General features: G+C 58.4%; 23 protein-coding genes. 12 read left to right on the top strand and 11 right to left on the bottom strand.

The genetic code is table 11. The features are described from left to right. Positions 1 to 22: 22 nt before the first annotated feature. Together dgt and arcB are read right to left on the bottom strand one after the other, a co-directional pair. Positions 23 to 1,387, bottom strand: coding sequence for a dGTPase (dgt, locus tag G5287_RS17590; RefSeq protein ID WP_216952917.1), 1,365 nt, complete (start codon positions 1,385 to 1,387; stop codon positions 23 to 25). A gap of 51 nt (positions 1,388 to 1,438) precedes the next feature. Continuing rightward, the gene (gene arcB, locus G5287_RS17585; RefSeq protein ID WP_216952916.1) at positions 1,439 to 3,751 is read right to left on the bottom strand and encodes an aerobic respiration two-component sensor histidine kinase ArcB; all 2,313 of its coding nucleotides are present in this window, start codon (positions 3,749 to 3,751) and stop codon (positions 1,439 to 1,441) included. Between the two features lie 204 nt (positions 3,752 to 3,955). On the opposite strand from arcB, the gene G5287_RS17580 reads away from it, so the two are divergent. Then, a complete protein-coding gene (locus G5287_RS17580) occupies positions 3,956 to 4,951 on the top strand; it encodes a DUF2860 family protein (protein WP_216952915.1) in 996 nt (331 codons plus the stop codon). A gap of 67 nt (positions 4,952 to 5,018) precedes the next feature. On the opposite strand, the gene G5287_RS17575 is transcribed toward G5287_RS17580, so the two are convergent. The 4 genes from G5287_RS17575 to G5287_RS17560 all read right to left on the bottom strand — a co-directional run bounded on the left by G5287_RS17575 (position 5,019) and on the right by G5287_RS17560 (position 7,943). Further along, the gene (locus tag G5287_RS17575; protein ID WP_227341980.1) at positions 5,019 to 5,720 is read right to left on the bottom strand and encodes a DUF3334 family protein; all 702 of its coding nucleotides are present in this window, start codon (positions 5,718 to 5,720) and stop codon (positions 5,019 to 5,021) included. 89 nt (positions 5,721 to 5,809) lie between these two features. After that, entirely contained in the window at positions 5,810 to 6,256 is a 447-nt protein-coding gene (locus G5287_RS17570; RefSeq protein WP_421231624.1) for an HIT domain-containing protein, read from the bottom strand. Between the two features lie 74 nt (positions 6,257 to 6,330). Then, positions 6,331 to 6,972, bottom strand: coding sequence for a DUF2057 domain-containing protein (locus G5287_RS17565; RefSeq protein WP_227341978.1), 642 nt, complete (start codon positions 6,970 to 6,972; stop codon positions 6,331 to 6,333). Positions 6,973 to 7,043: 71 nt separating this feature from the next. Beyond that, positions 7,044 to 7,943, bottom strand: a complete 900-nt coding sequence (locus G5287_RS17560; protein WP_227342988.1) for a LysR family transcriptional regulator — start codon at positions 7,941 to 7,943, stop codon at positions 7,044 to 7,046. 97 nt (positions 7,944 to 8,040) lie between these two features. Between G5287_RS17560 and G5287_RS17555 the strand changes: the two genes are divergently transcribed. Further along, positions 8,041 to 8,643, top strand: coding sequence for a short chain dehydrogenase (locus G5287_RS17555; protein WP_064338734.1), 603 nt, complete (start codon positions 8,041 to 8,043; stop codon positions 8,641 to 8,643). 128 nt (positions 8,644 to 8,771) lie between these two features. Here the strand turns inward: G5287_RS17555 and G5287_RS17550 are convergent, their stop codons facing one another. The 3 genes from G5287_RS17550 to dapA all read right to left on the bottom strand — a co-directional run bounded on the left by G5287_RS17550 (position 8,772) and on the right by dapA (position 12,051). Continuing rightward, positions 8,772 to 9,875, bottom strand: a complete 1,104-nt coding sequence (locus tag G5287_RS17550) for a phosphoribosylaminoimidazolesuccinocarboxamide synthase (RefSeq protein WP_216952911.1) — start codon at positions 9,873 to 9,875, stop codon at positions 8,772 to 8,774. A gap of 168 nt (positions 9,876 to 10,043) precedes the next feature. Continuing rightward, complete coding sequence (gene bamC, locus G5287_RS17545) at positions 10,044 to 11,171, bottom strand: outer membrane protein assembly factor BamC (protein WP_005349235.1); 1,128 nt, start codon at positions 11,169 to 11,171, stop codon at positions 10,044 to 10,046. Further along, the gene (dapA, locus tag G5287_RS17540) at positions 11,164 to 12,051 is read right to left on the bottom strand and encodes a 4-hydroxy-tetrahydrodipicolinate synthase (protein WP_227341977.1); all 888 of its coding nucleotides are present in this window, start codon (positions 12,049 to 12,051) and stop codon (positions 11,164 to 11,166) included. The genes bamC and dapA overlap by 8 nt, the downstream gene beginning before the upstream one ends. Positions 12,052 to 12,256: 205 nt before the next feature. Between dapA and G5287_RS17535 the strand changes: the two genes are divergently transcribed. The 3 genes from G5287_RS17535 (at position 12,257) to G5287_RS17525 (ending at position 13,943) form a co-directional block, all read left to right on the top strand. After that, on the top strand, positions 12,257 to 12,790 hold the full coding sequence (locus tag G5287_RS17535; protein WP_216949630.1) for a glycine cleavage system protein R: 534 nt from the start codon (positions 12,257 to 12,259) through the stop codon (positions 12,788 to 12,790). A gap of 24 nt (positions 12,791 to 12,814) precedes the next feature. Further along, positions 12,815 to 13,279, top strand: coding sequence for a thioredoxin-dependent thiol peroxidase (gene bcp / locus G5287_RS17530; protein WP_421231623.1), 465 nt, complete (start codon positions 12,815 to 12,817; stop codon positions 13,277 to 13,279). 163 nt (positions 13,280 to 13,442) lie between these two features. Beyond that, complete coding sequence (locus G5287_RS17525) at positions 13,443 to 13,943, top strand: YfbU family protein (RefSeq protein WP_005341125.1); 501 nt, start codon at positions 13,443 to 13,445, stop codon at positions 13,941 to 13,943. 59 nt (positions 13,944 to 14,002) lie between these two features. Here the strand turns inward: G5287_RS17525 and yfbV are convergent, their stop codons facing one another. Beyond that, entirely contained in the window at positions 14,003 to 14,443 is a 441-nt protein-coding gene (gene yfbV / locus G5287_RS17520) for a terminus macrodomain insulation protein YfbV (protein ID WP_005339116.1), read from the bottom strand. Positions 14,444 to 14,747: 304 nt separating this feature from the next. Here yfbV and G5287_RS17515 point away from each other — a divergent pair, with 304 nt between their 5' ends. The 5 genes from G5287_RS17515 to G5287_RS17495 all read left to right on the top strand — a co-directional run bounded on the left by G5287_RS17515 (position 14,748) and on the right by G5287_RS17495 (position 21,503). Continuing rightward, on the top strand, positions 14,748 to 15,950 hold the full coding sequence (locus G5287_RS17515) for an acetate kinase (protein WP_005349210.1): 1,203 nt from the start codon (positions 14,748 to 14,750) through the stop codon (positions 15,948 to 15,950). A gap of 55 nt (positions 15,951 to 16,005) precedes the next feature. Further along, entirely contained in the window at positions 16,006 to 18,186 is a 2,181-nt protein-coding gene (gene pta / locus G5287_RS17510) for a phosphate acetyltransferase (RefSeq protein ID WP_005339119.1), read from the top strand. 377 nt (positions 18,187 to 18,563) lie between these two features. After that, positions 18,564 to 18,884, top strand: coding sequence for a ComEA family DNA-binding protein (locus G5287_RS17505; protein ID WP_216952910.1), 321 nt, complete (start codon positions 18,564 to 18,566; stop codon positions 18,882 to 18,884). Between the two features lie 96 nt (positions 18,885 to 18,980). After that, a complete protein-coding gene (gene galU, locus G5287_RS17500; protein ID WP_005339121.1) occupies positions 18,981 to 19,892 on the top strand; it encodes a UTP--glucose-1-phosphate uridylyltransferase GalU in 912 nt (303 codons plus the stop codon). A 213-nt stretch (positions 19,893 to 20,105) separates the two neighbouring features. Further along, on the top strand, positions 20,106 to 21,503 hold the full coding sequence (locus tag G5287_RS17495; RefSeq protein WP_139399050.1) for a peptide MFS transporter: 1,398 nt from the start codon (positions 20,106 to 20,108) through the stop codon (positions 21,501 to 21,503). 74 nt (positions 21,504 to 21,577) lie between these two features. Here the strand turns inward: G5287_RS17495 and G5287_RS17490 are convergent, their stop codons facing one another. Next, a complete protein-coding gene (locus tag G5287_RS17490) occupies positions 21,578 to 22,549 on the bottom strand; it encodes a response regulator (protein WP_216952909.1) in 972 nt (323 codons plus the stop codon). A gap of 289 nt (positions 22,550 to 22,838) precedes the next feature. On the opposite strand from G5287_RS17490, the gene G5287_RS17485 reads away from it, so the two are divergent. Both G5287_RS17485 and G5287_RS17480 read left to right on the top strand, forming a co-directional pair. Further along, entirely contained in the window at positions 22,839 to 23,537 is a 699-nt protein-coding gene (locus G5287_RS17485; protein WP_005349201.1) for a DnaT-like ssDNA-binding domain-containing protein, read from the top strand. A gap of 71 nt (positions 23,538 to 23,608) precedes the next feature. Beyond that, positions 23,609 to 24,463, top strand: a complete 855-nt coding sequence (locus G5287_RS17480; protein ID WP_019445022.1) for a DnaA ATPase domain-containing protein — start codon at positions 23,609 to 23,611, stop codon at positions 24,461 to 24,463. The last annotated feature ends 110 nt before the right edge of the window (positions 24,464 to 24,573 follow it).

Raw genomic sequence — 24,573 nt, 5'->3', positions numbered from 1 at the left:
GTCTGGCAACGATGCCAGCACATCAGATCCCCGAGAGTAGCCGGTACTCTTCCAGTACATAGGTATCCGTCATGCCGCTGACATAATCGAGCAGCAACCGCACCCGGTAATACCACTCCTGCTCGTTCTGGCAGGCAAAACGCTGATCCGGGGTGGCGATCGCCAATCGATAGGCCTTGAGATGGCGGGCCGAGAGGCGGTGATAGAGACGGCGCGCAAAGAACAGCGCCTGACTCCCCTCCCCGGCCAGCAGGCGAGCAAACTGTGGCGCTGGCAGCGCCAATAGACAGGCATAACTGGTCAGCACCCCGCGCAGCGCCGCATACCCCTCCAGCTCAAGCGCTTCCACTTCGGGGCGCATAAAGACCAGCTCGCGGGCCACCTGCTTGAGGATATCGAGCACCCGCGCCGCCGGCGCCTGACCATGCAGCAGTGCTTGCGGATAGGAGCCCTGCAAAATGGCCTGATGTTCGCTGACATAGCTCTGCGCCGCCAGCGCAACCAGATCCCGGGTAAGTTGCTGGCGAAAATGGGGGAAAAAGCCCCGACCACTGGCAAGCGCGTCATCCAGCAAGGTGCCCATGTAGTCACTCTGGTCAGCAGCTCGCAGTGCCGCCAGCAGTTCACCCAGAGTCAGGATCCTCCGATCTACCGCATCTTCCAGATCGGCGATGCAGTAGGAGATATCATCGGCCGCCTCCATGATATAGACCAGCGGATGACGGCATCCTGGGGCCAATCCCAGACTCTGGCCGAGGGCACGGTAGAGCGGCTGCTCGCTAAAGAAGATGCCCCGTTTGCTGCTCCAGCCATGATGTTGGCCATAGCTCACCCCGGGTTGAGGCTGCTGCGGGTATTTGCAGAGCGCCGCCAGTTGCCCGAGCGTCAGATTGAGCTCGTGCAGACTGTGCACCAGCCGCAAGCTCTGGGCGTTGCCATCAAACAGTTGCAGATCCTGACGCAGCTCAGCCCACTGGGTCGAGGGGGGCTGCGCCAGCGCCTGCTGATAGAGGGGATCGAGCATCTCGCCGAGCCACTGGCTCATCACCTGCTCGCCAAAGTGGCCAAACGGCGGGTTGCCCACGTCATGAAGCAGGCAGGACATCTCCACCAGATTGATAAAGGCCCCTTCGCAGACCATCCCGGCTGGCAAGGCGGCCAGAATACGGCGGCTGATCTGGCGACCGGTCTCCTGCACCTCCAGCGAGTGGGTGAGGCGACTGCGCACCGAGGCCTTCACATCGAGCGGAAAGACCTGGGTCTTCTGCTGCAACCGGCGCACTGGCGCCGCCTGCACGATACGGGCGCGATCCTGCTCGGTCGCCTCCAGCAAATCCTCGTCCCCCCAAGGGTGGATGCGCGCAGGGGTAATCAAACGGCTATACATCTTGCAGCTCCTTGCCAGCCACTTCCATCAGACTCAAGACAACCTCCAGCCTCAAGACAGCAACCAGCGCCGCAGCCGGGCGATATCGCCCGGATATTCCCGGCGCAACGTCTCAATCCAGTCTTCCACGTTCTCCCACCAGGCGGGATGATCCGGGCTCTGGATCAGCTGAGCCGTCTGCTGCAAACGACGCAGGCCAATGGAGCCTGCCGCCCCTTTTATCTTATGCGCCTCCTCCACCACCCCCGCCTGATCCCGGGCGATCATGTTGGAGTCGAGCACCGCCATGTAGTCCGGCATCATCTTCTCGAACAGCTCGACGCTGGAGAGCAGCACCGGCTTGCCCACCGTATCGGCATAATCAGTGAGGAAGGGAATATCCAGCAGGGCATCCTGATTGCCCGCATCAGCTTGCTCGTCCGCTTCATCCTCGGCCAGACCGGCAAACAGATGGCCAATCACCTCCCGCACAGCCTTCGAGCCAAGCGGTTTGTTGATCACATCCCGCATCCCGCGCTCCAGATAATACTGGCGATCGCCGGTAGAGTTGGCCGTTAGTGCCACCATGGGCGGCAGGCTGTCGCCATAACGCTCCAGCAGGGTTTTCGCCACATCGAAGCCGGTCATGTCCGGCAGCTGGATATCGAGCAGAATGAGGTCGAAATCATCCGGATTGGCCATCGCCAGCGCCTGGGTGCCATCCCGTGCCACCTGCACCTGATGACCCAGCTTGCCCAGCAGGGCGCAGGCCACCGTCACGTTGAGCTCCACATCTTCCACCAGCAGGATATCGAGGGAGGGCATCTCCTCCTCCTGCTCCTGCGGCACTGGCTCGGCGCAAGCTACCTCCAGCTCGGCGGTGAAGCAGGAGCCTTCGCCCGGCTCACTGTCCACATAGAGCTGGCCGCCCATCGCCTGCACCAGCTGACGGGAGACCGCGAGGCCAATACCGGTGCCGGTGGCGTGTTTCTTGCCCTGCACCTGATAGTACATGGCGAAGATCTTCTCCTGCTGGGCGCGCGGGATGCCGATGCCGGTATCCTCCACCTCGAAGTGCAGGGCCAGCTTGCCCGGCTCGTCGGCAGGATGAGAGAGGCAGCGCACGGTGACGCCCCCCTCGTCGGTAAACTTGACCGCATTGCCCACCAGATTCCACAGCACCTGACGCAGACGGGTACCGTCGGCTATCACGAATTGCGGCATGTCGCCATCGCGATCGAAATGCAGATATAGCCCCTTCTGCTCCGCCTGAATGCGCGACAGGGTCTCCAGCTCGTCGAGGAAGGCAGGCAGATCGATGCGGGTCGGCGCAATTTCGAGGCGACGCCGATCGAGTTTGTCCAAATCGATGATGTCGTTGAAGATATTGCCAAGGGTCACCGCACTCAGGTGAATGGTCTTGAGCTGCTGGTGCTGCTTGGGATCGAGGGGGGTATCCATCAGCATCCGGCTTAAGCCCACGATGCCGTTGAGCGGGGTGCGCAGCTCGTGGCTGATGGTGGAGATAAAGGTAGTCTTGTCGCGGCTCGCCTTCTCCAGTTTGTCCTGATACTGCTTGCGCTCGGTGATGTCGCGGCCAAAGCCGAGCAGGCCCAGCCGCTTGCCGAAGCGATCGAAGAAGGGCACTTTGCGCAGCTCGAAGTAGGCCTTGCGGCCATCGGGATACTCCAGCCACTGTTCATAGGTGAGGGGCTCATTGCTGGCAAAGACCTGCTTGTCGGTCTCCACCACCTTGTTGGCAATCTCCTGCTTGTAGACATCGAAAGGTGTGAGGCCAATCAGCTCGCTCTCCGCCTTGCCGGTCAGCTCCTCCATGGCGCGGTTGCAACCGGAGAACTGCTCATCCTCATTGCGGTAGTAGACCAGATCCGGGGAACAGTCGATAAAAGAGCGCAGCAGAGCGGTACGCTCCCCCAGATGAAGCTGGGCTTTCTCCCGCTGGAACACCTCGTTCTCGAGATCCTCGATGGCCTGCAGACGCAGTGCCTCGGCCCGGTTGGTCTCGGCAATCTGGGCATTGAGGCGACTGATGTTCTCCTGCAACTGACTGTTGAGCTCCAGATCCCGCTCGCGCATATCCTGCAGCTTGCGCACCATCCGGCTCAATCGCTGACGGGAATCCTCCAGCTGATCCACCACGATGGAGAGGAAATAGACCGCCCAGGGGGTCACCAGCAGGCCAAAGAAGACCGAGCGCACGAAGTCGATCACATCAATATTGCCGCGCAGGAACAGGGTCACCCCCATCTGGATGGCGACAGCCAGCACTATGATGCCAGCCGCCAGAAACATGCTGAAGCGCACCAGTCCCAGCTTGGTCATCAGATCGACGTAATATTGTGCCCAGGATTTAATCTGCTTCATCTTGTTATTTTCTCCCCCATATCCGCGAACAGAATACCAGCACAGAGAATTGAACTCTTCTTATCTCGCACAATTAATTAACGATTCGCCTAGTGAAATGAGTGAGTTAGGATATTTGATGAAATTCTGTCAGTTGCCATTAAGGGTGGCCCCCTATAATCGCCCACCTGGTAATTTAAACGCGTTTAATTTAGGAGTTATCTGATGCGCAACACTACCCTGCTTGGTCTGGGCCTGCTGGTCGCAAATAGTGCATATGCGGATTTGGGAACCATTCCCAACGAATCGGGCTGGTCCGGTTTCCTGCTTGGCGGCGTCAACGTCATCAATTACGAATCCAACTTTTACAGCGGTGACGACGAAAATCGTCGACTGAGCGGACTGGGCAGTGCAGAGAGCAGCTCCGCCGTCGCCCCGCTGCTCAACGCAGATATCCGTTACACCTTTGCCGATACCCGCACCCAGGTCTTCCTCGGTAACCTGATCCAGGATGCCATCCGTTTCGACTTCACCCAGCAACTCGGTATCCGCCAGGAGATGAGCAACAAGGGCACAGTGGCCGGCTCCGTGGTCTTCAATGCCATGCCAACCGAGCAGTGGAGCGATCCCTTCGCCGTAAGCGTCGATCGCCAGTCGACCGATATCAAGTCAAAAGGGGTGCGCTTCGCCTGGGACAATATCTGGGGCAGCAACTTCTTCGGCAGCCTGACCACCCGCAACATCGAAGTCGATGAAGAGCGCAGTGGCAGCCAGTATGGTGCCGACACGGCGGCCAAGCTGGATCGCAACGGCAAGATCCACGCCCTCGACCTCTCCTACAAATGGCAGCTGGCAGCCGGTCAGGTGCTGGAGCCGGCTTTCATCCACCGTCAGGCTGACCTGGACGGCAGCGCCCAGAGCTACAAGAGCAACGGCCTCCAGTTGACCTACGGCAAGCGGGCATCCCAGTGGTCCTTCGTCAGCAACCTCTATCTGGGTCAGACCAAATATGATGAAGCCAACCCAATCCCTGACTTTGGTAACAAAAAAGCCGACTCCGACGAGTTTGCCCTGACCGGTACCTTCTTCTGGCACCGCCTGTTCGGTATTGCACCGCTCTCGGCAACCTTTACCGCTGGCTACGCCAAGTCCGATTCCGACATCAACTTCTACGATTCTGAATCGGTGATGTTCAACACCGGCCTGCTCTACAACTTCTAATAACGGTTGTGCGCACCGATACAACAAGGCCACCCGAAGGTGGCCTTGTTGCTATCCGGCATTTGCCTCAAATACCCAAAGAGTCGAGCAGATCATCGTGATCATTACTGGCTGGCGCAGCGGCTGCCGGGGCCGGCTTGGCGGCATCCTGCTTGGCTTGGGCGATCAGGGCGTCAGGATCCAGCTCCTCGTGCTCCATCCCCTCATTGTGAATGCGGATGAACTCGGTCTTGTCCATCGCCAGCTCCAGATAAAAGATGTTGTTACGGGCGGTGAAGAAAGTGACGCGGCGGGACTCCGGACTGTCAAGATTGGTATCGACGCTCAGCATCACCTGCTTGTTGAGGGCCAGCATCTTCGGCTGGTTCTGGGTAATGTGAGTCTGCAAATCCCGGCCCACCTTGACGGTAAAGCTACCGACGATCTGGTTCATCAGTTCGCCCATCACGTTGCTCACCTCGTCAGAGGTATGGGAGATGGCGAGATCCTCCTTGGAGAGCCCCATGCTCAGCATGTAGCTCTCGTACAACTCCATGGCGGCAGCGGCGGAGAAGTTGATCACCACCAGACCGGAAAAACCGCCATCGAACAGCACGAAGCAGCCGATATCCGGCTTGAGGCAGGTCTTGCTGATCCGCTGCACCATGCCGGAAAACCGCACCTGACTCATGGTCGCGGCACTCAACACATCGGTCACCGAGTTGCACAGGCTGAGCAGTACATCCTCAGTCGTCAACACGACGTCATCATCGGCTCTTGTCACTATCATGGGACCTTCCTGAACATCGAGAATGGGCTTATCTATACCATAACTCTAACAGATGGCGCGGCCCGAAGACTGAAATAGCGACACGCCTCTCAGTTGACGCCGTTATCAGCAGCCGCAGGGGTAAAACCGCTCAGCTTGGCGAGCCGGGCACGCCATCTGTCGGCCTGCTGCGCCAGCACCTGTGGCTCATAAGGCACGATCGGATGAGCCCCCCAGATGGGGCCTGGCCAGGCAGCATCGGTGGCGAAACGTGCGACATGGTGAATGTGCAGCTGTGGCACCAGATTGCCCAGCGCCCCTATGTTGATCTTGTCCGGGCTGAGGGCCTGCTCCATCAGGGCGGCGACGGCGCAGGACTCCTGCATCAGCTGTTGCTGCTGCTCCGGCGCCAGATGGTGAATTTCCCGCAGGTTGGCTACTCGCGGTACCAGGATGAGCCAGGGATACTGGCTGTCTTTTGCCAGCAAGACACGGCAGAAGGGCAGATCCCCGAGCCACCGGGTATCTGCCTGCAGGCGTGAATGCAATTCAAACATGAAAACCTCGTTGAGTACGATGAACAGAGCGCCTGAAAAAAGGAGTGTCCACGTTACTGCAACGGGCAGAAAACTTAAAGCTGTGGCACGGCCCAACCGATAAAGCGCTTGCGCAGGGCTGGGTCTGCCTGGAGGAACAGCTGCTGCAACTGCCCTTCCAGCTCGCTGGCTGCCACAACGGGTTGAGCCCCACCAGCGGCCGTGGCCGTTGGCTGCGTAGCAACGGCGCCAGCCGCCAGCGCCGCCTTGCCGCCGCTGCGGTTGTATTCAGCCAGTTTGCCGTTCCAATCCACCCCAAGCAGCATGCCGCTGGTCACCAGTGCGTCCTGCTGGATGGCAAGCGCGCGGCCATTCTCCTGCAGCGCTACCACAGGAGCCTTGGCATAGGCCTGCATCCCCCGCTCGTCTCCCGGTACGCTGGCCGTCAGCTGCAAATGCTGATTGCTGCCCTGATAGCGCACCACCTGCGGCTCGGAGCGTACCTGCCGATCATTCTCGCTGCTGCTGCGGCTGGGGATCACCCCCTCGAAGCGCACCAGCAGTTGCTGCTCACCATCCGCCAGGGTGGCATGCTGCTCATCCAGCAAGGTGCCGTTGCTCACCGCGAGAATGCGGAAATTCTCCGGAACCTTCACGTCCACCATGGCCTGCACACTGCCAGCCCCCAACACTGCACAGAGCAGCACAAAACCGGTCAACCCTCTATTACTCTTCATTCCCGCTGATCTTCCTGATGCCGATGATGGGCGCAGGGTAGCAGCCGAAGATGACAGAAAAATAACGCCGCTCAGAGCAGGTAGTGGGGTCGCTCGGCAAACCACTGGGCAAGCACCTGCTTGAACAGCCGGATCTTGCGTGGCACCCGCCGCTGCTGGGCATGCAGCACATGAAGCTGATGCAGCCCGCTCTGCCACTCATCTAGCACGGTCACCAGCTCCCCTGCCGTCAGCAGCGATTCCACCAGCATCAGCGGGCACTTGGCATAGCCCATACCGGCACGCGCCAGTTGCAACACTGTGCTGTAATGGTTGGCCCGCACCTTGCCCTGCACCAGAATGTGGGCCTCTTCCCCTTCACGGATAAAGTGCCACTGCTCCCAGGCCGGATTGTGCCCCTGCAACAGGCAGCTGCGCCCGCTCAGCTCATAGGGAGTGGCTGGACGCCCCTCTCTCGCTACAAGTGCGGGGCTGGCCACCACTACATCCTTAAGTCGGCCAATAGGAAGTGCGACCAGATTGTCCGGCACCTCGTTCATGGCGCGCAGGGCGATGTCGTTCTCCCCCTGGCTCATGTCGACCATCTGGTTGGTGAAATTGAGCTCCACCTCCACCCCCGGGCAGAGCGCGGCAAAACTGGTCAGCAGCTCACTCACCATGCGATCACCGGTACTGACCGGGCAGGTAAAACGCAGTCTTCCGCTATCCTCTTCGGTCAGCGCCTGAATATCCTGCTCCGCCTGCCGAACCAGCGCGAAGATCTCCCCCACCTGCTGGTAGAGGGTCTTGCCCGCCTCGGTCAGACTGAGGCGGCGGGTGGTGCGCTGCAACAGTTGCGCATTGAGGGAGGACTCCAGCGCGCTGACGTGGCGGCTCAGCATCCCCTTGCTGACCCCCAGCGTATCGGCCGCAGCCGAGAAACTGCCGCGCAGCACCACCTCATAAAAGCTGGCCAGATGGGCGATATCCATCATTAGCTCCAATATGGAAACAATGGGTTTATTTTACGCGCTTTTTCACATTTTCTGTTGCGCTAGAATCGATACATTCCAACCAGGAGTGATGCAGATGAAAATTGTGATTGTGGGTGCCTCCGGCACCGTCGGTTCCGCAGTCAGTGAACTGCTTGCCAAAGATCATCAGGTGATCCGGGTCGGCCACAGTCGTGGCGATGCCACGGTCGACATGCGCGATCCCGCCTCCATCAAGGCGCTGTTCGCCAAGCTGGGCCAGTTTGATGCACTGGTTGTCGCCAGCGGCAGCGTGGCCTTCAACGGCCTGACCGAGATGACCGACGAACAGTGGCAGGTGGGACTGGAGAGCAAGCTGATGGGCCAGATCAACCTGACCCGCGCCGCCATTCCCTATCTGACTGACAAGGGCTCCATCACTTTGATCAGCGGTATTCTGAGCGAGGAGCCGATCAACTGGGGCGTGAGCGCCAGCACAGTCAACGGCGCTATCGATCACTTTGTGAAAGCGGCCGCCTGCGAGTTACCCCGCGGCCTGCGCATCAATGTGGTGAGCCCCACCGTGCTGGCGGAGTCGATGGACAAATACGCTGACTTCTTCCCGGGCTTCGTACCGGTACCCGCCGCCAAGGTAGCGCAGGCCTACAAGAAGTCGGTGCTGGGCATCCAGACCGGCCAGGTGTTCAGGGTCAACGGCTAATCGCCGCTCGCTTGCCGCCAGACCAGCAATAAAAATGGGCCCCATAGCGGGGCCCGTCTGTTTATCTGCCTCTCTCCTTCACCATCAGCAAACGTTTGTTTGTTGGCGACAAAAAAAGAGCGCAACCCTTAGTCGATCAGACCGTACTGATCGCGCAGCACCTCGATGATCTCCTGCTTGGGATTGGCAGAACGCGCCAGCTTGTGGCCGATAATCTTCTCGGCGATCCCGACGTAGGTGTTGGAGATATCCATCATCACTTCGGTCGGCAGCTTGTTGTCGCGGGCCAGGGCAAAACGTTCCGGCATGCGGTTCTTGTTGAGCAGGATGTCCGGATCCGGGAAGTGGTTGAGCAGCCACTGACGGAAACCCTCTTTAGACTTCTCGACGATCTGGCCGTCGCGCAGGGCGGCGCCATCCCAGATACGGGAGCTGTCGGGGGTGCCCACTTCGTCCATGTAGATCAGCTTCTCGTTGCCTGCCGCATCGTGGACATAACCAAACTCGAACTTGGTATCGACGAAGATCTGATCCAGCCCGACCAGCGCGTCGCTGATGACGTTGAAGCCCTCTTTGAGCAGCACTTCGTAGCGGTCGATGTCGGCCGGCTTGCTGAAGTTGAAGCCCTTATAATGGCGCTCGATATCGGCACGGGAGACGTTGACGTCATCGGCTTCCGGCACGCCATCCAGCCCTTTCAGCACGCCCTTGGTGGACGGAGTGATGAGGATCTCCGGCAGCTTCTGATCCTTTTTCAGCCCTTCCGGCAAGGTGATGCCGCAGAACTCGCGCTCGCCATCCTTGTAGGCACGCCACATGGAGCCGGTGATGTACTGGCGGGCAATCGCCTCGATCATCACCGGACGGGCTTTTTGCACGATCCAGACGAAAGGGTGCGGAATATCCAGAATGTGGCTGTCGGCCAGTCCCTTCTCCTTGAACAGCTTGAACCAGTGGCTGGAGATGGCGTTGAGCGCCGCCCCTTTGCCCGGTACGCCGTTCAGGCCATCCTCACCTTGCCAAATGCAATCGAAGGCCGAGATGCGATCGCTGATCACCATGAGGGCGAGGGGCGCATCGGCCGGCACATCATAGCCTTTCTCTTTTATGAGCCGGGCACTGTCTTCGGGGGTCAACCAGTAGACGCTGCGCACTTTGCCGGAATGGACAGGTTTATCGGTACGGATCGGCAAATCGTCATTCACCGCCAATACTTGATCTGCAAGACTCATGGCTAATAACACTTCCTGTTTGTGGGGGGGTAAACATCGCGAGTCCCTCACCTGCGCGCTCTGTTTGCAACGGGCTGGCAAGGGGGCTCGCATCATCGAAAACCGCTCGGAATCCCCGCGTTTTCAGGGGGATTTTGATAACAAAACAGGGGCACAAGGCCCCTGAATTTATTCTGCTTTTGCTGCTGCCTGATCGGCCAGCCCCTTGGCGAACGCCTCGGACAGGCTGATATACATCTGGGAAATAACCCCGGACGATACCGGCTTCTTGTCCTTGTCGAACAGGGTGATGGAGGTCTTGCCTCCCGCCATTTCGCCAAGCTGGAAGCGGTATTTCTCCTCCTCCAGTTTGAACGGCTCGCTCCCTTTCGCCTTCCAGAACTCGGCACCCGGCTCTTCGTACTCGACGTCGATCCAGCCCAGTGACTGCTGGGTATCCTTGATGGTGAAACCGTAAGCAGGCAGTACCTGGTTGAGGCGACGCCACACCTGATCAAAGGAGCCTTCGGCAATCCAGGCGCTCAGTTCGTTGTTGTCCAGACCCAGTTGCAGACCCATGCCATCGTTGGACTTGTGCTGCTCGCGGGCTTTCAGCTGGCTGTCGTAATAGAGAGAGAACTGGTTCAGCACTCGCGCGGCATAGCGCTGGGCATCGGCAGGGGTCAGCTTGTTGCTGGTCTCGCCGTCGATGGTCTCTTCGTGATCCAGTACCCGGACCGACATATTGACAGCGTGGCGCTGGGCATCGTTGCGCACGGTGAACTGGTAACGCTGACGGATTTTGAAGTCTTCGTCATCTTCACCCCAGCCATCGAGAGCGACCGTGTTGTCAAACCAGCCGGTCTGCAATACGCCATCCTGCTGATCCAGCTTCTCGGTGGTGACCTTGTATTTGGCCAGGAAGTTCATCAGGAACGACCAGGTATCGCGCTCCACGCTCTGGCTGGTGCTGAGGGCATAGAAAGCAACGGTCGGTTCGGTTGCGCTCTGCACCACCTGACTGCCCGGTACCACGGTCAGCAGCTGAGCGGGTGGGCGCACATCGACCTGGGCGCCGAGGGCACCTTCACGGCTGCTCTCAGGAAGCGGCGGAATATCGTACTGGCTGTTGAAGGTGGGGGCACTCAATCCTGCGGGGATCAAGAACGCGCGGCCCTCGAGGCGGGCATCTTCATAACCGAAGTCGCGGTTGGCCATTTTGCGATCCTGGGGGGTGCTGCAACCGGCCAAGACGGCCACAGTCGCAACGCTCAGCACCAGACGGGCTCTATTTCCCTTTCCATTAGATTTAAACACTCGCCATCAACTCCGCTGTGGTCAGTGCTCGCGCCATCAGCTGTTCGCCCTCGGGAGTGAGGTCAACCAGCGGCAGGCGCAAGGTGGCTGTTGCAATCAACCCCAGTTGGGCACAGGCCCATTTCACCGGGGTGGGGCTCGGTTCGCAGAACAGAGTCTTGTGCAACGGCATCAAGAGATTGTTGATGTCATGCGCCTGTCCGGCATCACCGGCCAGCGCAGCACGACACATGTCGGCCATCTGGGCCGCTGCAATGTTGGTGGTGACCGAAATCACGCCATCGCCACCTTGCAGCATAAAATCACAACCAGTGGCATCGTCGCCACTGTAGAGAGCAAACTCCGGCCCGCACAGCTCGCGCAGCCGCGGGGTGCGGCTCAAATCGCCGGTTGCCTCTTTCAAACCGATAATGCCGGGAACCTTGGCCAGACGGGCCACGGTCTCCGGTTTGAGATCGCAACAGGTGCGACCGGGCACATTATAAAGAATTTGGGGCAGACCACTAGCCTCGGCGATCGCACAATAGTGGCGATAGAGACCTTCCTGAGTGGGCTTGTTGTAGTAAGGAGTCACCGAGAGGCCCGCCACCACGCCGGTTTTGGCCAGTCGCTTGGTCAATTCAATGGCATGGGCAGTATTGTTGGAGCCGCAACCGGCGATGACGGGAATGCGTCCGGCGGCATACTCAACGGTCTTTTCAACGACGGCGATATGCTCCTGCTCGCTCAGGGTCACCGATTCCCCTGTGGTCCCAACCGCAACAATGGCGCAGGTCCCGGCGCTGACATGATAGTCGACCAGTTTGGCCAGACTGGCCCAATCGACTTCACCTGAAGCCAGCATGGGGGTAACGAGCGCAACAATACTACCGCGTAACATGGACTTTTCTCCCGATTTTCAGGGGCGTAATGGTAAAGCTGACCCCTTTGAAAAACAAGGGAGAGAGGGGGCAAGCCGTGATACCATCCGGAACAAAAAGTAATGGACGAAAGTCGGCAGCGTCCCTCAGGGAGTGGTCATCAGGGCCGGAGGGTTGGCTTGCCAGCGCGGCTTTCGCAACGAAATAACGGACGAGAGAAGATTTATGACTCACTACCTGGTCGTAACGGCCATCGGCACGGACAGGCCTGGCATCGTCAATGAAGTGACCCGCCACGTCAGTGGCTGTGGTTGCAACATTGTAGACAGCCGCCTTGGCATCTTCGGCAATGAATTTACCTTTATCATGCTGCTCTCGGGCGACTGGAACAGCATGATGCAACTCGAAATCAGCCTGCCCCTGCGTAGCCAGGAGTGGGATCTCATCACCATGATGAAACGCACCGAGCGCCACCAGTCCCTGCAGTATGACGTCCGCGCCAGCGCCGACCTGTTGATCCGCGACGAGCCCGGCATCGTAAGCCAGTGCACCCAGTTCTTCAGCGAACATGGCTGGAACATTCAGGCGATGCAATCCATGACCCTGGAGCAGCAGCCGTTCAACCTGCTGAAGATCAGTTTTCAGCTCAATCTGGCCAGAGAGGGTGAAGTGGAAGGTTCGCAAACCGCCTTCGCCGAATTCTGTCGTCAACTGGGTGCCGAATCGTTCGAGTTTACCGTCAATCGCAAACACGCCTGAGGGCGTTTTACCCGAGGAGACACCATGCAACCACTACAAGCTGGCAGCCCCGCCCCCGATTTCTCCCTGCCCGACCAGAATGGCAATCAGGTCAGCCTCGCTGGCCTGCGCGGCAAGAAGGTGCTGGTCTATTTCTACCCCAAGGCGATGACCCCCGGCTGCACTACCCAGGCCTGCAGCCTGCGCGATGTGAACGCCGAGTTGGCCGCCCTCAATGTGGTGGTGCTTGGCATCAGCCCGGATCCGGCCAAACGGCTGAAAAAGTTCGAAGAGCGGGACCAGCTCAACTTCACCCTGCTGGCCGATGAAGACCACGCCGTCGCCGATGCCTTTGGCGTCTGGGGCCCGAAGAAGTTCATGGGCAAGGAGTATGACGGCATTCACCGTCAGAGCTTCCTGCTCGATGAAGAGGGCAAGATTGCCCACCACTTCGACAAGTTCAAAACCAGCGATCACCATCAGGTGGTACTGGATTTCCTCAAGGGATAATCCTCCCCTGCGTCATTGAAAGGCCTGCCATGCAGGCCTTTTTTGTCTGGTCAGCCGCCCCTTGCCAGCGGATTTTTCTCACCAACTCCCCCGCCCAGATCAAAAAATTCATTTTATATATGGGTTAACGTGACCCCAGAATCATCTTCCAGCGAGATATCCCATGAACATGAGCAACACAGAACGTTTGATCCTGAGCAACCAGTACGAAATTCTGGCGAAACTCAATCCGGAGAAAGCGGACGTCTACCAGCGCGCCAGCACCATCATCGAGCGCGGCTACTGCCTGCAGATCCTCGAGCTGGAGAAGAGCTTCGGCCATCTGGATCTGGCAACCTGCCAAGAGGTGATCGACACCCTGGAGCTGCACCACGCACTGGCCATCTCATGGGGCAATCTGGATGCAGCCGATCAGGGCGAGATCAACGCCAGTCGGCTGGAGTTCAACGGCTACAGCCGCAGCCAGGAGCGTGAGCTGGCTGACTACGTCTGCTTCCTGCTGGAGGTGGACAAGCGCTTCCCCGAGCTCAAGTGCCCGTGCGACGAGCTCTCCAGCGACATCGCCATGCGCGACAAATACCAGCGGATGCTGCAGGTGTGGCGTCAGTGTCCACGTCAGTACAAGCTCTCCATCCAGGAGATCCGCAAGGTGCTGGCGGCCTGATCCGCATACCAACCGCAACAAAAAAGGCGCCACTGGCGCCTTTTTGCATCTGAAACGGGTTATTCGTAGAGAAAGGATTTATCGAGCTGCTGGAAGGCGGCCTTGAGGGTATCGGCCAGCTCTTCATAGCGCGGCTGGGAAACCAGCTGGCGGCGGCCCCCCTGCTCGTTCATCTTGCCGTTGATCTCCCGATACCAGCTCGCCAGCGACGGGGGCAAGCGGGTGTCGGCACGCTGGCCGAGCCAGTAGTAACCCTGCAGCGGCAAACTGAGCAGAAACAGCACGGAGGTGATAACGGAGGGCCAGTAGTGCAGCTCGCCAAACTGGAACTGCAGCATCACGCTCAGCACCGCCAGCGCGGGGATCACCTTGAGGGCGAACTCGGTTGCCTTGATCACCCGATTTTCAGGAAACATCGAATTGAGCTCGGGACGGCGCGGCCAAAGCGTCATATAATGGCGGCCTTGCTGTAACTTAGTTCCAAAAATGTTCATGCTCATACTACCTCCGAGCGCTTTTTGAACGTACTAACGGCAAAACCTCGACAAAATTTGATGCAAAGTAACAAAGGTTGAGGATGACTTTGTTATTTTTCAACAATCGGGTTATCCTTTGTACGCCCATTTTTGCGTCAAAAGCTTCTTGCTATTGACCTGTCAGGGACGTCTGGATTTCGGGTCTTGTATCACTATACAAGGGGCAAGCAACAGATTGCCAACCCTCATAAGGATAAGTTGAAAGTTTTTGGCCGCACCGCGTCCAACGCATCCGCCTACACAACCCAATCTGCGATAGGATTTATTCATGAGTAAGCTGGTTCTTGTTCTTAACTGTGGCAGCTCTTCCCTGAAGTTTGCCGTCATTGACGCAACCACCGGTGATGACCTGCTGTCCGGCCTGGCCGAGTGCTTCAACCTCGACGACGCCCGCATCAAGTGGAAACTGAATGGCGAGAAAGGCAGTGCCGATCTGGGCGCGGGTGCCGCTCACCAGGAAGCGCTGGACTTCATCGTCAACAAGATCCTGCCGCTCAATCCGGAACTGTCCAAGAACCTGATCGCCATCGGTCACCGTGTTGTTCACGGTGGCGAGCGTTTCACCTCTTCCGTGGTCATCTGCGAAGACGTGATCGCCGGCATCGAAGCTGCTGTTCCGTACGCACCGCTGCACAACCCGGCTCACCTGATCGGTATCCGTGAAGCTCGCCGCGTATTCCCGGCGCTGGCTGACAAGAACGTGGCCGTATTCGATACCGCGTTCCACCAGACCATGCCAGAAGAAGCCTTCCTGTACGCCCTGCCGTACAAACTCTACAAAGAGAACGGCATCCGTCGCTACGGCGCTCACGGAACCAGCCACTACTACATCAGCCTGGAAGCTGCCAAGCAGCTGAACAAGCCGGTTGAAGAGCTGAACATCATCAACTGCCACCTGGGCAACGGCGGTTCCGTCTGCGCCATCAAGAACGGCAAATCCGTTGATACCTCCATGGGTCTGACCCCGCTGGAAGGTCTGGTGATGGGTACCCGCTCCGGCGATCTGGACCCGGCCATCATCTTCTTCCTGCACGACAAGCTGGGCATGAGCGTGGCCGATATCAACACCATGCTGACCAAAGAGTCCGGCCTGCAGGGTCTGACCGAAGTAACCTCCGACTGCCGTTTTGTTGAAGACAACTACGACAGCAAAGAAGAAGCCAAGCGTGCTATGGACGTTTACTGCTATCGCCTGGCCAAGTACATCGGCGCCTACGCTGCCGCCATGGACGGTCGTCTGGACGCCGTTGTTTTCACCGGTGGTATCGGTGAAAACTCCGCCCCGATCCGTGAAATCACCCTGAACAAGCTGGGTCTGCTGGGCTTTGACGTCGATCACGACGCCAACCTGAAGGCTCGTTTCGGCAAGGGTGGCGAGATCACCAAGGCTGGTTCTACCAAGGCTCTGGTAATCCCGACCAACGAAGAGTGGGTTATCGCCCACGACGCGCTGGAACTGGTCGGCGCTTAATTGACGCAGTAACTCGAGGCCGCCCACCAGGGCGGCCTTTTCCTGATCCCAAAAAATGAACAAGGGGTATAAAGTGGCACGCACTATTATGCTTATCCCGGTCGGCACTGGTGTCGGCGTAACTTCCGTGAGTCTGGGCGTTGTTCGCGCCATGGAGCGTCACGGTGTCAATGTCAGCTTCTTCAAACCGGTTGCCCAGCCGCGTCCGGGTGAAACCGGTGCCGAGCGCTCAACCGCAGTTATCCGCGCTGCTGCCAACATCAACCCGCCCGAGCCGTTCACCCTCTCCTACGCCGAGAACATGATCAGCTCAAGCAACACCGACATCCTGCTGGAAGAGATCGTTGCCCGCTTCGAAGAGCACGTGAAATCCAGTGGTGCCGAAGTGCTGGTTGTCGAAGGTATGGTGCCGACCGACAAGCAGCCCTTTGCCAACAAGCTGAACTACGACGTTGCCAAGGCGCTGGACGCTGACATGGTATTCGTGACCCACCCGGGCCATGACTCCAGCCAGAAGCTGAAAGAGCGCATCGAGCTGGCCTGCTCCAACTTCGGTGGTGTCAACAACCCCCGCATCGTTGGTTGCGTGATCAACAAGGTTGGCGCGCCGGTTGACGAGCATGGCGTAACCCGCCCTGATCTGACCGAGATGTTCGAAGCCCATCACCACGCTTCTGACGCGGCTCACAACCTGGAAGTGCTGCAAGTGTTCGGCAAGAGCCCGCTGCGCATCCTGGGTTGCATCCCCTGGAACACCCAGCTGATCGCCCCGCGCGCCAAGGATCTCGCCAAGCATCTGGCCGCCAAGATCCTGCACAAGGGTGAGCTGGACAGCCGTCGCCTGCAGACCGTGACCTTCTGCGCCCGCTCCATCCACAACATGGTCGAGCACTTCCGTCCGGGCAGCCTGCTGGTGACCTCCGGCGACCGCTCCGACGTCATCGTCTCTGCCTGCCTCTCAGCCATGAACGGCGTCAAGCTGGGCGCCCTGCTGCTGACCGGTAACTATCATCCGGAGCCGCAGGTCATGGCGCTGTGCCAACAGGCTATGGCCACCGGCCTGCCGATCATGATGACCGGTACCAACACCTGGCAGACCGCCGTCAGCCTGCAGAACTTCAACGTCGATATTCCGGAAGATGACCGCGAGCGTATCGAGCTGGTACAGGACTACGTCGCTGGCCACATCGACAAGCACTGGATCGAGTCGCTGACCGTCAGCTCTACCCGTTCCCGTCGCCTGAGCCCGCCGGCGTTCCGTTATCAGCTGACCGAGCTGGCCCGTCAGGCCAACAAGCGTGTCGTGCTGCCGGAAGGCGACGAGCCGCGCACCATCAAGGCTGCCGCCATCTGTGCCGAGCGTGGCATTGCCCGTCCGGTACTGCTGGGTAACCCGGAAGAGATCCGTCGTGTTGCCGAGCAGCAGGGTGTAGTTCTGACCGATCGCGTCGAGATCATCGATCCGGCCGTTGTGCGCGAGCGCTATGTGCCGCGTCTGGTCGAGCTGCGCAAGAACAAGGGCATGACCGAAGTGGTTGCCCGCGAGCAGCTGGAAGACAACGTGGTACTGGGTACCATGATGCTGGAGCGCAATGAAGTTGACGGCCTGGTATCCGGCGCGGTGCACACCACTGCCAACACCATCCGTCCGCCGATGCAGATCATCAAGACCGCACCGGGCTCTTCCCTGATCTCCTCCATCTTCTTCATGCTGCTGCCTGACCAGGTTCTGGTCTACGGTGACTGCGCGATCAACCCGGATCCGACTGCCGAGCAGCTGGCCGAGATCGCCATCCAGTCCGCCGACTCCGCTGCCGCGTTCGGCATCGAGCCGCGCGTAGCCATGATCTCCTACTCCACCGGTACCTCTGGCGCCGGTGCCGATGTAGAGAAAGTGCGTGAAGCGACCGAGCTGGCCAAGGCCAAGCGCCCCGACCTCATCATCGACGGCCCCCTGCAGTACGACGCGGCCATCATGGAGAACGTGGCCAAGTCCAAGGCACCGAACTCACCGGTTGCCGGTAAAGCCACCGTGTTCGTCTTCCCTGACCTGAACACAGGTAACACCACTTACAAAGCGGTGCAGCGCTCCGCTGACCTGGTCTCCATCGGCCCGATGCTGCAAGGCATGCGCAAGCCGGTCAACGACCTCTCCCGTGGCGCCCTGGTTGACGACATCGTCTATACCATCGCCCTGACCGGTATCCAGGCTGCCCAGGCTGACGAACAAGCCTAATCAGTGCCTGTCTGAAAAAAGCGATCACAAAGGCTGCTCACCCAAGGTGAGCAGCTTTTTTTATTGGTACTCTTTTGCCAACCAGAGAAAAACTCCACCAATCTGGTATTTAACAGAATAATGTTATCCATTCTATCGGAGTTCGGAGCTGACAGAACACTAGGAAACCAGCGTGACGCCCGATCGAAACAGAGTTTAAAAGACATGCAATATCATATGGTTGGTAATAGATAACGGCGCAGGCTGACTGCTTATAGCAAATTTTCAGTCATTGGGAGGAGGAACAAGCCTGTCAATAATTGCAGTGAAAAAGACCCACTCGATACGCTATTCATCAATGTGCCACTCGGCAATATCCACATCATGGAGGAATGGAAATGCTGATGAAGAAGCTCTCTGCAGTGATGTTGCTGGCCTGCTTGCCCCTGTTGAACCAACCCGTGCTGGCGGCCGATAAAACCGTTCCCAAACAGACAACTGCGGCGCCCGCAGCTGTTGAGAGCGGGAAGGTAAATATCAATACCGCCACCCTTGCCGAACTCACCAGCCTGAAAGGGATTGGTGACAAGAAGGCACAAGCCATCGTCGACTATCGGGAAAAACAGGGAAAGTTCACCTCGGTCGATCAGCTGGCAGATGTCAATGGAATTGGCCCTGCCACGCTGGAAGCCAACCGTGACATGATCATCGTCAAATAACGTCCGAGCTCTGCATATACGAATGGGGTAGCCTGTGGCTGCCCCATTTTTCTTGGAGTATCATGGCCGCACTTTAATCCCGCTGGATAGTTTTCCATGAAAAAGACTCCTCTGACAGTTCGCAAGGCCGTGCTCCCGGTAGCCGGTCTGGGTACCCGTATGCTGCCAGCCACCAAGGCCATCCCGAAAGAGATGCTGCCGGTGGTCGACAAACCGCTGATCCAGTACGTAGTGCGCGAAGCCATCGCCGCCGGTATCAAAGAGATCGTGCTGGTCACCCACTCGAGCAAGAACTCCATCGAAAACCACTTCGACAAGAGTTTCGAACTGGAAGCGACCCTCGAGAAGCGAGTCAAGCGTCAGCTGCTGGAAGAGGTGCAACAGATCTGCCCGAAAGACGTCACTATTATGCACGTCCGCCAAGGGGAGGCCAAAGGGCTGGGCCACGCTGTCCTCTGTGCCCGCCCGCTGATCGGTGACAACCCCTTCGCCGTGCTGCTGCCTGATGTGCTGATTGATGAAGTGGCCAGCGACCCGAAAAAAGACAACTTGGCCGAGATGGTACACATGTTCGAAGAGAACCAGATCAGCCAGATCATGGTGGAAGCGGTTCCCGAAAGCGAAGTGGACAAGTACGGCATCGCCGATATCAAGGGCGAGGCCCTGAGCGAGGGGATGTCCCTGCCTATGCAGGCCATTGTCGAGAAGCCGCCCCGTGACGAAGCCCCCTCCAATCTGGCGGTGGTGGGTCGTTACGTCCTCTCCTCCAATATCTGGCCGCTGCTGGAGAAAACCCCGGCCGGTGCCGGTGACGAGATCCAGCTGACTGACGCCATCGCCATGCTGATGGAGCAGGAGCAGGTCAACGCCTACTTCATGAAGGGCAAGAGCCACGACTGCGGCAGCAAGCTCGGCTATATGAAAGCCAATGTGGAATATGGTGTGCGCCATCACGAGCTGAATGGTGAATTCATCGGCTGGCTGAAGCAGTTCGTCAAGCAGTTGTAATCGCTGATAAATCTGTTTTTTATAGACGTATTCAAGGGGCATCAAATGATGCTCCTTTTTCATTTTTGCAACAAAAAATCAATCAAGAGTAAATAAACTCTCAGCAAATCATAATGTTGTAATTTATTCACACATGCTCTATAAGGATTGAGGCGTGTTTCTCGCCCTTGCATAAAAAACTCAAAAAAATATAAGACACAGGTGGAAGTTCCAATGAATAACCCGTCAAAAGGGACCTTTTTAGGTCACCCTAAAGGGCTTTTTTTGCTCTTTAGTACCGAACTGTGGGAGAGATTCTCCTATTACGGCATGCGTGCCGTGCTGGTGCTCTATCTGACCGACCTGACTGCCAACGGCGGTCTGGGCTGGAGTCAGGCAGATGCCCTCAAACTCTACGGTATCTATACCGGCCTAGTTTATATCACTCCGCTGATCGGCGGCTGGCTGGCTGACACCTTCCTGGGTCAACGTCGCGCCATCCTGATCGGTGCCGTGCTGATGGCCGCAGGTCAGTTCACTCTGGCACTGCCCCACGCCATGTTCCCGGATATGGTCAACACCATGTTCTACGCGGGCCTCGCGTTGCTGATCGTGGGTAACGGCCTGTTCAAACCGAACATCTCCACCATGGTGGGTGACCTCTATGAAGAGGGCGATCACCGCCGTGATGGTGCTTTCACCATCTTCTACATGGGTATCAACCTTGGTTCCCTGCTGGCAGGCGTGATCTGTGGTGCTGCTGCCACCGCCTACGGCTGGCAAGCTGCCTTCGTCGGCGCCGGTATCGGTATGCTGCTCTCTCTGGTGATCCAGGCCACCATGGCCCAGCGTTTCCTGGGTGACATCGGTCGCGTCACTGCCGCACAGCGCGCAGCCGCCCTGCGTACTACCGAGCAGAAAGCACCGCTGACCAAGCAGGAAGTGGATCGCATCAAGGTTATTCTGGTACTGGGTCTGTTCACTATCATCTTCTGGGCCGGTTTCGAGCAGGCCGGTGGTCTGATGAACCTCTACACCCAGGAGTATACCGACCGCATGATCGGCAGCTTCGAAGTGCCGACCGCCTGGTTCCAGTCCCTGAACCCCTTCTTCATTATCACCCTGGCGCCGGTCGTTGCGGCCATCTGGATCAAGCTCGGCAAGAAAGAGCCGAACTCTCCGGTGAAATTCGCCATGGGTCTGCTGTTCTTGGCTATCGGCTTCCTGTTCATGGTGGGTGCCGTGCTGCAGCAGGGTGGTGACAACACCGTCAAGACCTCCATGTTCTGGCTGGTTGGTGCTTACCTGTTCCACACCCTGGGCGAGCTCTGCCTCTCCCCGATTGGCCTCTCCATGGTGACCAAGCTGGCTCCGCTGCGTCTGGCTTCCCTCATGATGGGTGCCTGGATGGGCTTTATCGCCATCGCCAACTATGCTGCGGGCTTTATCGGCTCCATTGTTGGTGAAGCCGGCCCGATCGCCATCTTCGGTGGCATCGCCCTGGCTGCGGTGCTGAGCGCCCTGTTGCTGCTGACCATGGCTAATCGTCTGGTTTACTGGATGCACGGTGCCGAAGGCCCGGCCAAAGAGCCGCAAGCTCAAGAGAAGAAACTACACTCCGCCACCGTCTAAACGGTCAGGATTGTAGACAACAGACAGGGCGCCCATCGGGCGCCTTGTCTGTTTTGGTCTCTAGTCAAGCAGCCTCAGTGATGACGCACCTGCACATTGAGCGCACTACCGCTGTCGCTGCGAAACTGCAGATCGAATGGTTCATGCCAGCTGCGTTTGTGCAGAGCGTAGTGGCTGTTGCGCATCAGACCAAGCGGTAATCCACCCGAGCGCATCAACCAGTGGGGGGAAGTGAGCCCGGCATTGGCAAATACCAGCCCATCGTGCTGATCAAACAGCAGAGCAGCCATGGCAAAAGCGTGGCGCAACCCGGACTCCATCAACTGATGGTTTAGGTAGTCGAGCAACCGGTGCGGTTGGCTCAGCAAACGGCTCTCGTTCTGCTGAAACTGGCGATAGGGCACGTTCATCAGAGAGCGCACTAGCGCCCCGCAAAATGCTGCATCCGTCCCCATGATGGGCATCTCCATCACCAGCACCAGCAGCTTGTCTTCCACCTTGAAGGTATCGGGAATGAAGAGGTGCCCAAGCCCCTTGAACGTGACCTGCCAGGGGCCCCACTCCTGCAATCCCGGTGGCTTCAGCCCGGCGAGCAAACGGCTGGCAGCCCGATCATGCGCACTGAAGTAATCCATATGCGCCATCAATTCGAGCTGCTGAGCTCGCGTGGAACTCCCATTCAGGCACTGGTCGATACTGCGATCGACCAGTGCGAAGTTCTCGAGGGGCTTGAGCAGGTAGTCCCGAGCACCGGCACGCAAGGCACTGGCGACCGCCTCCATGGAGCTCTGGGCCGAAATGACGATAACCGGAATATGGGGATAGCGCGCAGAGAGACAGGCGATTACCTCGCGGCCATCCATATTGGGCATATTGAGATCGCACAGTACCACGTCGGGATGATAAATCGCTGCAGCTGACAACCCTTCAATTCCATCCTCAGCCTGAAACACCGTTGCCCCGTCCCGCGCGAGGTAACTCACTAACGAATGGCGAAAAACTGCTTCGTCTTCCACCACCAGGATCCGCAGTCCGGGTTTTGGCATGTTGACAAAAACCTTATGAGTCAATTGTTTATTTAAGTAATAAGACTAGTCTAAATCAGCAGAAATGCCGCGTGCCTTGCGTCACAAATAGCCGGATTGGCTAATCTGCATACCAAAATAGTGCAAGCTGCTGGATTATCGACATAATCCCGCTCTCCCTGCTCAACGCTCCGCGGTACGCTCAATTTTCACCACCCGACCATGCAGGGCACTCACTTGCAGTGTGACGAATTGTGCAGGAGAGCACCATAGGGGATAATGCCCCCCACTCCAGCTCGTGAAGAAGACCATGACCCCAGCCGAATACAGTGCCCTTGCCCACCCCAGATTGTCCCATCCGGCTCGCAGCCTCTATACCCTGCAGCTGCGCCGACTGGTGCTGGAAAATCAGGCGGCCCGGCTCAACTATCCCGAGCTGGGTCGGGCACTGGCAGTGGTCGATCCGGGTGATCCCTGCGGCTTCTCGTTTCAGGTCAATGCCCGTCAGCTCACCGAGCTGTTCGATGAACTGATGGAGGCGGGCCTGCTGCAGGTCGAGGCTCAGCCCGAGAGTGAGCACTACCATCAGTGCCCGTTCCAATTGCCACTGCTGACCCAGAAATTGCGCAGCCCGCTGCCGGAGCGCCCCTTCCAGATGCATCTGCAATGGCGACCGGACGAGGAGCTGCCCGCCCTCGCCCGTCTGTGCGGGGTGATCGATGCCAGCTATAGCGAAGAAGATCTGGGGGAGTTTATCGCCTACTGGCTGGGGCGCCCCGAGGTGTTCGACTCCCAGCATCAATGGATGCTCAAGTTCATTCGCGCCCTCAAGACCCGCCGCTATACCCGTCGCAAACCGATGGAGGTGCAGGGCTACCAGCAGGTGACGCCGGCCCCGGCAGAGTCGGGCCCCAGCAAACGGGCCCAACAGATGATTGAAGAGGCCAAGCGACTGGCCCAACAGCAGACGCAAGAACCCGCAGCGCAGCAGGAGCCGGATAATGATTGATAGCGGCCCCCGCCTGCAGGCAGAATCAACCCCTTGTCTACCCATCCCTGATCGAGCAGAAGGAGCATTCCATGACTGACCCGCAAGATCCCCTGCGCCAGGAGCTGGAAGAGATCGAAGCCAAGCGCCAGAAGATCGCCAAGGCCAAGCAGGATCACCGCATTCACGACCCGGAATTGAGCCGCCATGTGGGTGGCCTGCTGGAGCGCATTCGTCGCCTGCAACAAGAGACCGGTGGCGGCCAGTATGACTACGAGACCCTGCGCAAGGAGTACGACGCCAAGGCCAACGCCGAGGTGCGCGAGCTGCAGAAGGCGGCCCGTCAGGAGCGGATCCAGAAGCTGATCGCCCAAGCCGACCTCAACCCCGACTGGGTATTTGACAAGATGGATGCCACAGATCCGGCGCTGCAATACCCCATCGAAACCGCCCGTTACTTTATCAGCGGTTTCGAGCACTGGGAGAAGAGCGGTGGCGGCTGCATGCTGATCTACGGCGACTACGGCACCGGCAAGTCGACCCTGGCGGGAGCGGTAGCGCATGAGCTGATCGCCCGTCACCAGAAATCGGTGATCTTCCAGCAGTGGGCCTCCATCGTCGATCGACTGTTCTTCAACGTCATCCCCGATCAGGACGAGCGCAACCAGTACCGCCGCGCGCTGGAAGAGGTGGACCTGCTGATCATCGATGAGGTATCAGCCAACCGCGCCAAAATGGCGGAGAGCCAGTCCAGCTTCCTCGGCCACCTGCTGCGCCGCCGTCGCAACCTGTCAAAGAGCGTCATCATCATCACCAACCACACGCCCCAGACCCTGCATCAGGCGATCGGTGATTTCAGCTATGAGGCGATCAAGGCGTTCAATCCGGTGGATATCCACCTGAGCGGCCCCAGCCGTCGCCCCAGCATCGGCAACTACAACGGCTGATGCTTCTCAAAGAGTGCGAGTCGCTGACGGCTCGCACCTTCTCCTCCTTGCTGACTCACAAATAGAAACAACTCTCATTTACAGCAGACGAACAAGCCACTAGGCTAGCC

Origin of the sequence: Aeromonas sp. 603079, from assembly GCF_049172135.1 — a bacterium.
In the GTDB taxonomy this organism is placed as follows: Bacteria; Pseudomonadota; Gammaproteobacteria; order Enterobacterales; family Aeromonadaceae; genus Aeromonas; species Aeromonas veronii.
Note: the sequence above shows the minus strand (reverse complement) of the source record. Positions and strands in the feature narration are given on the sequence as shown.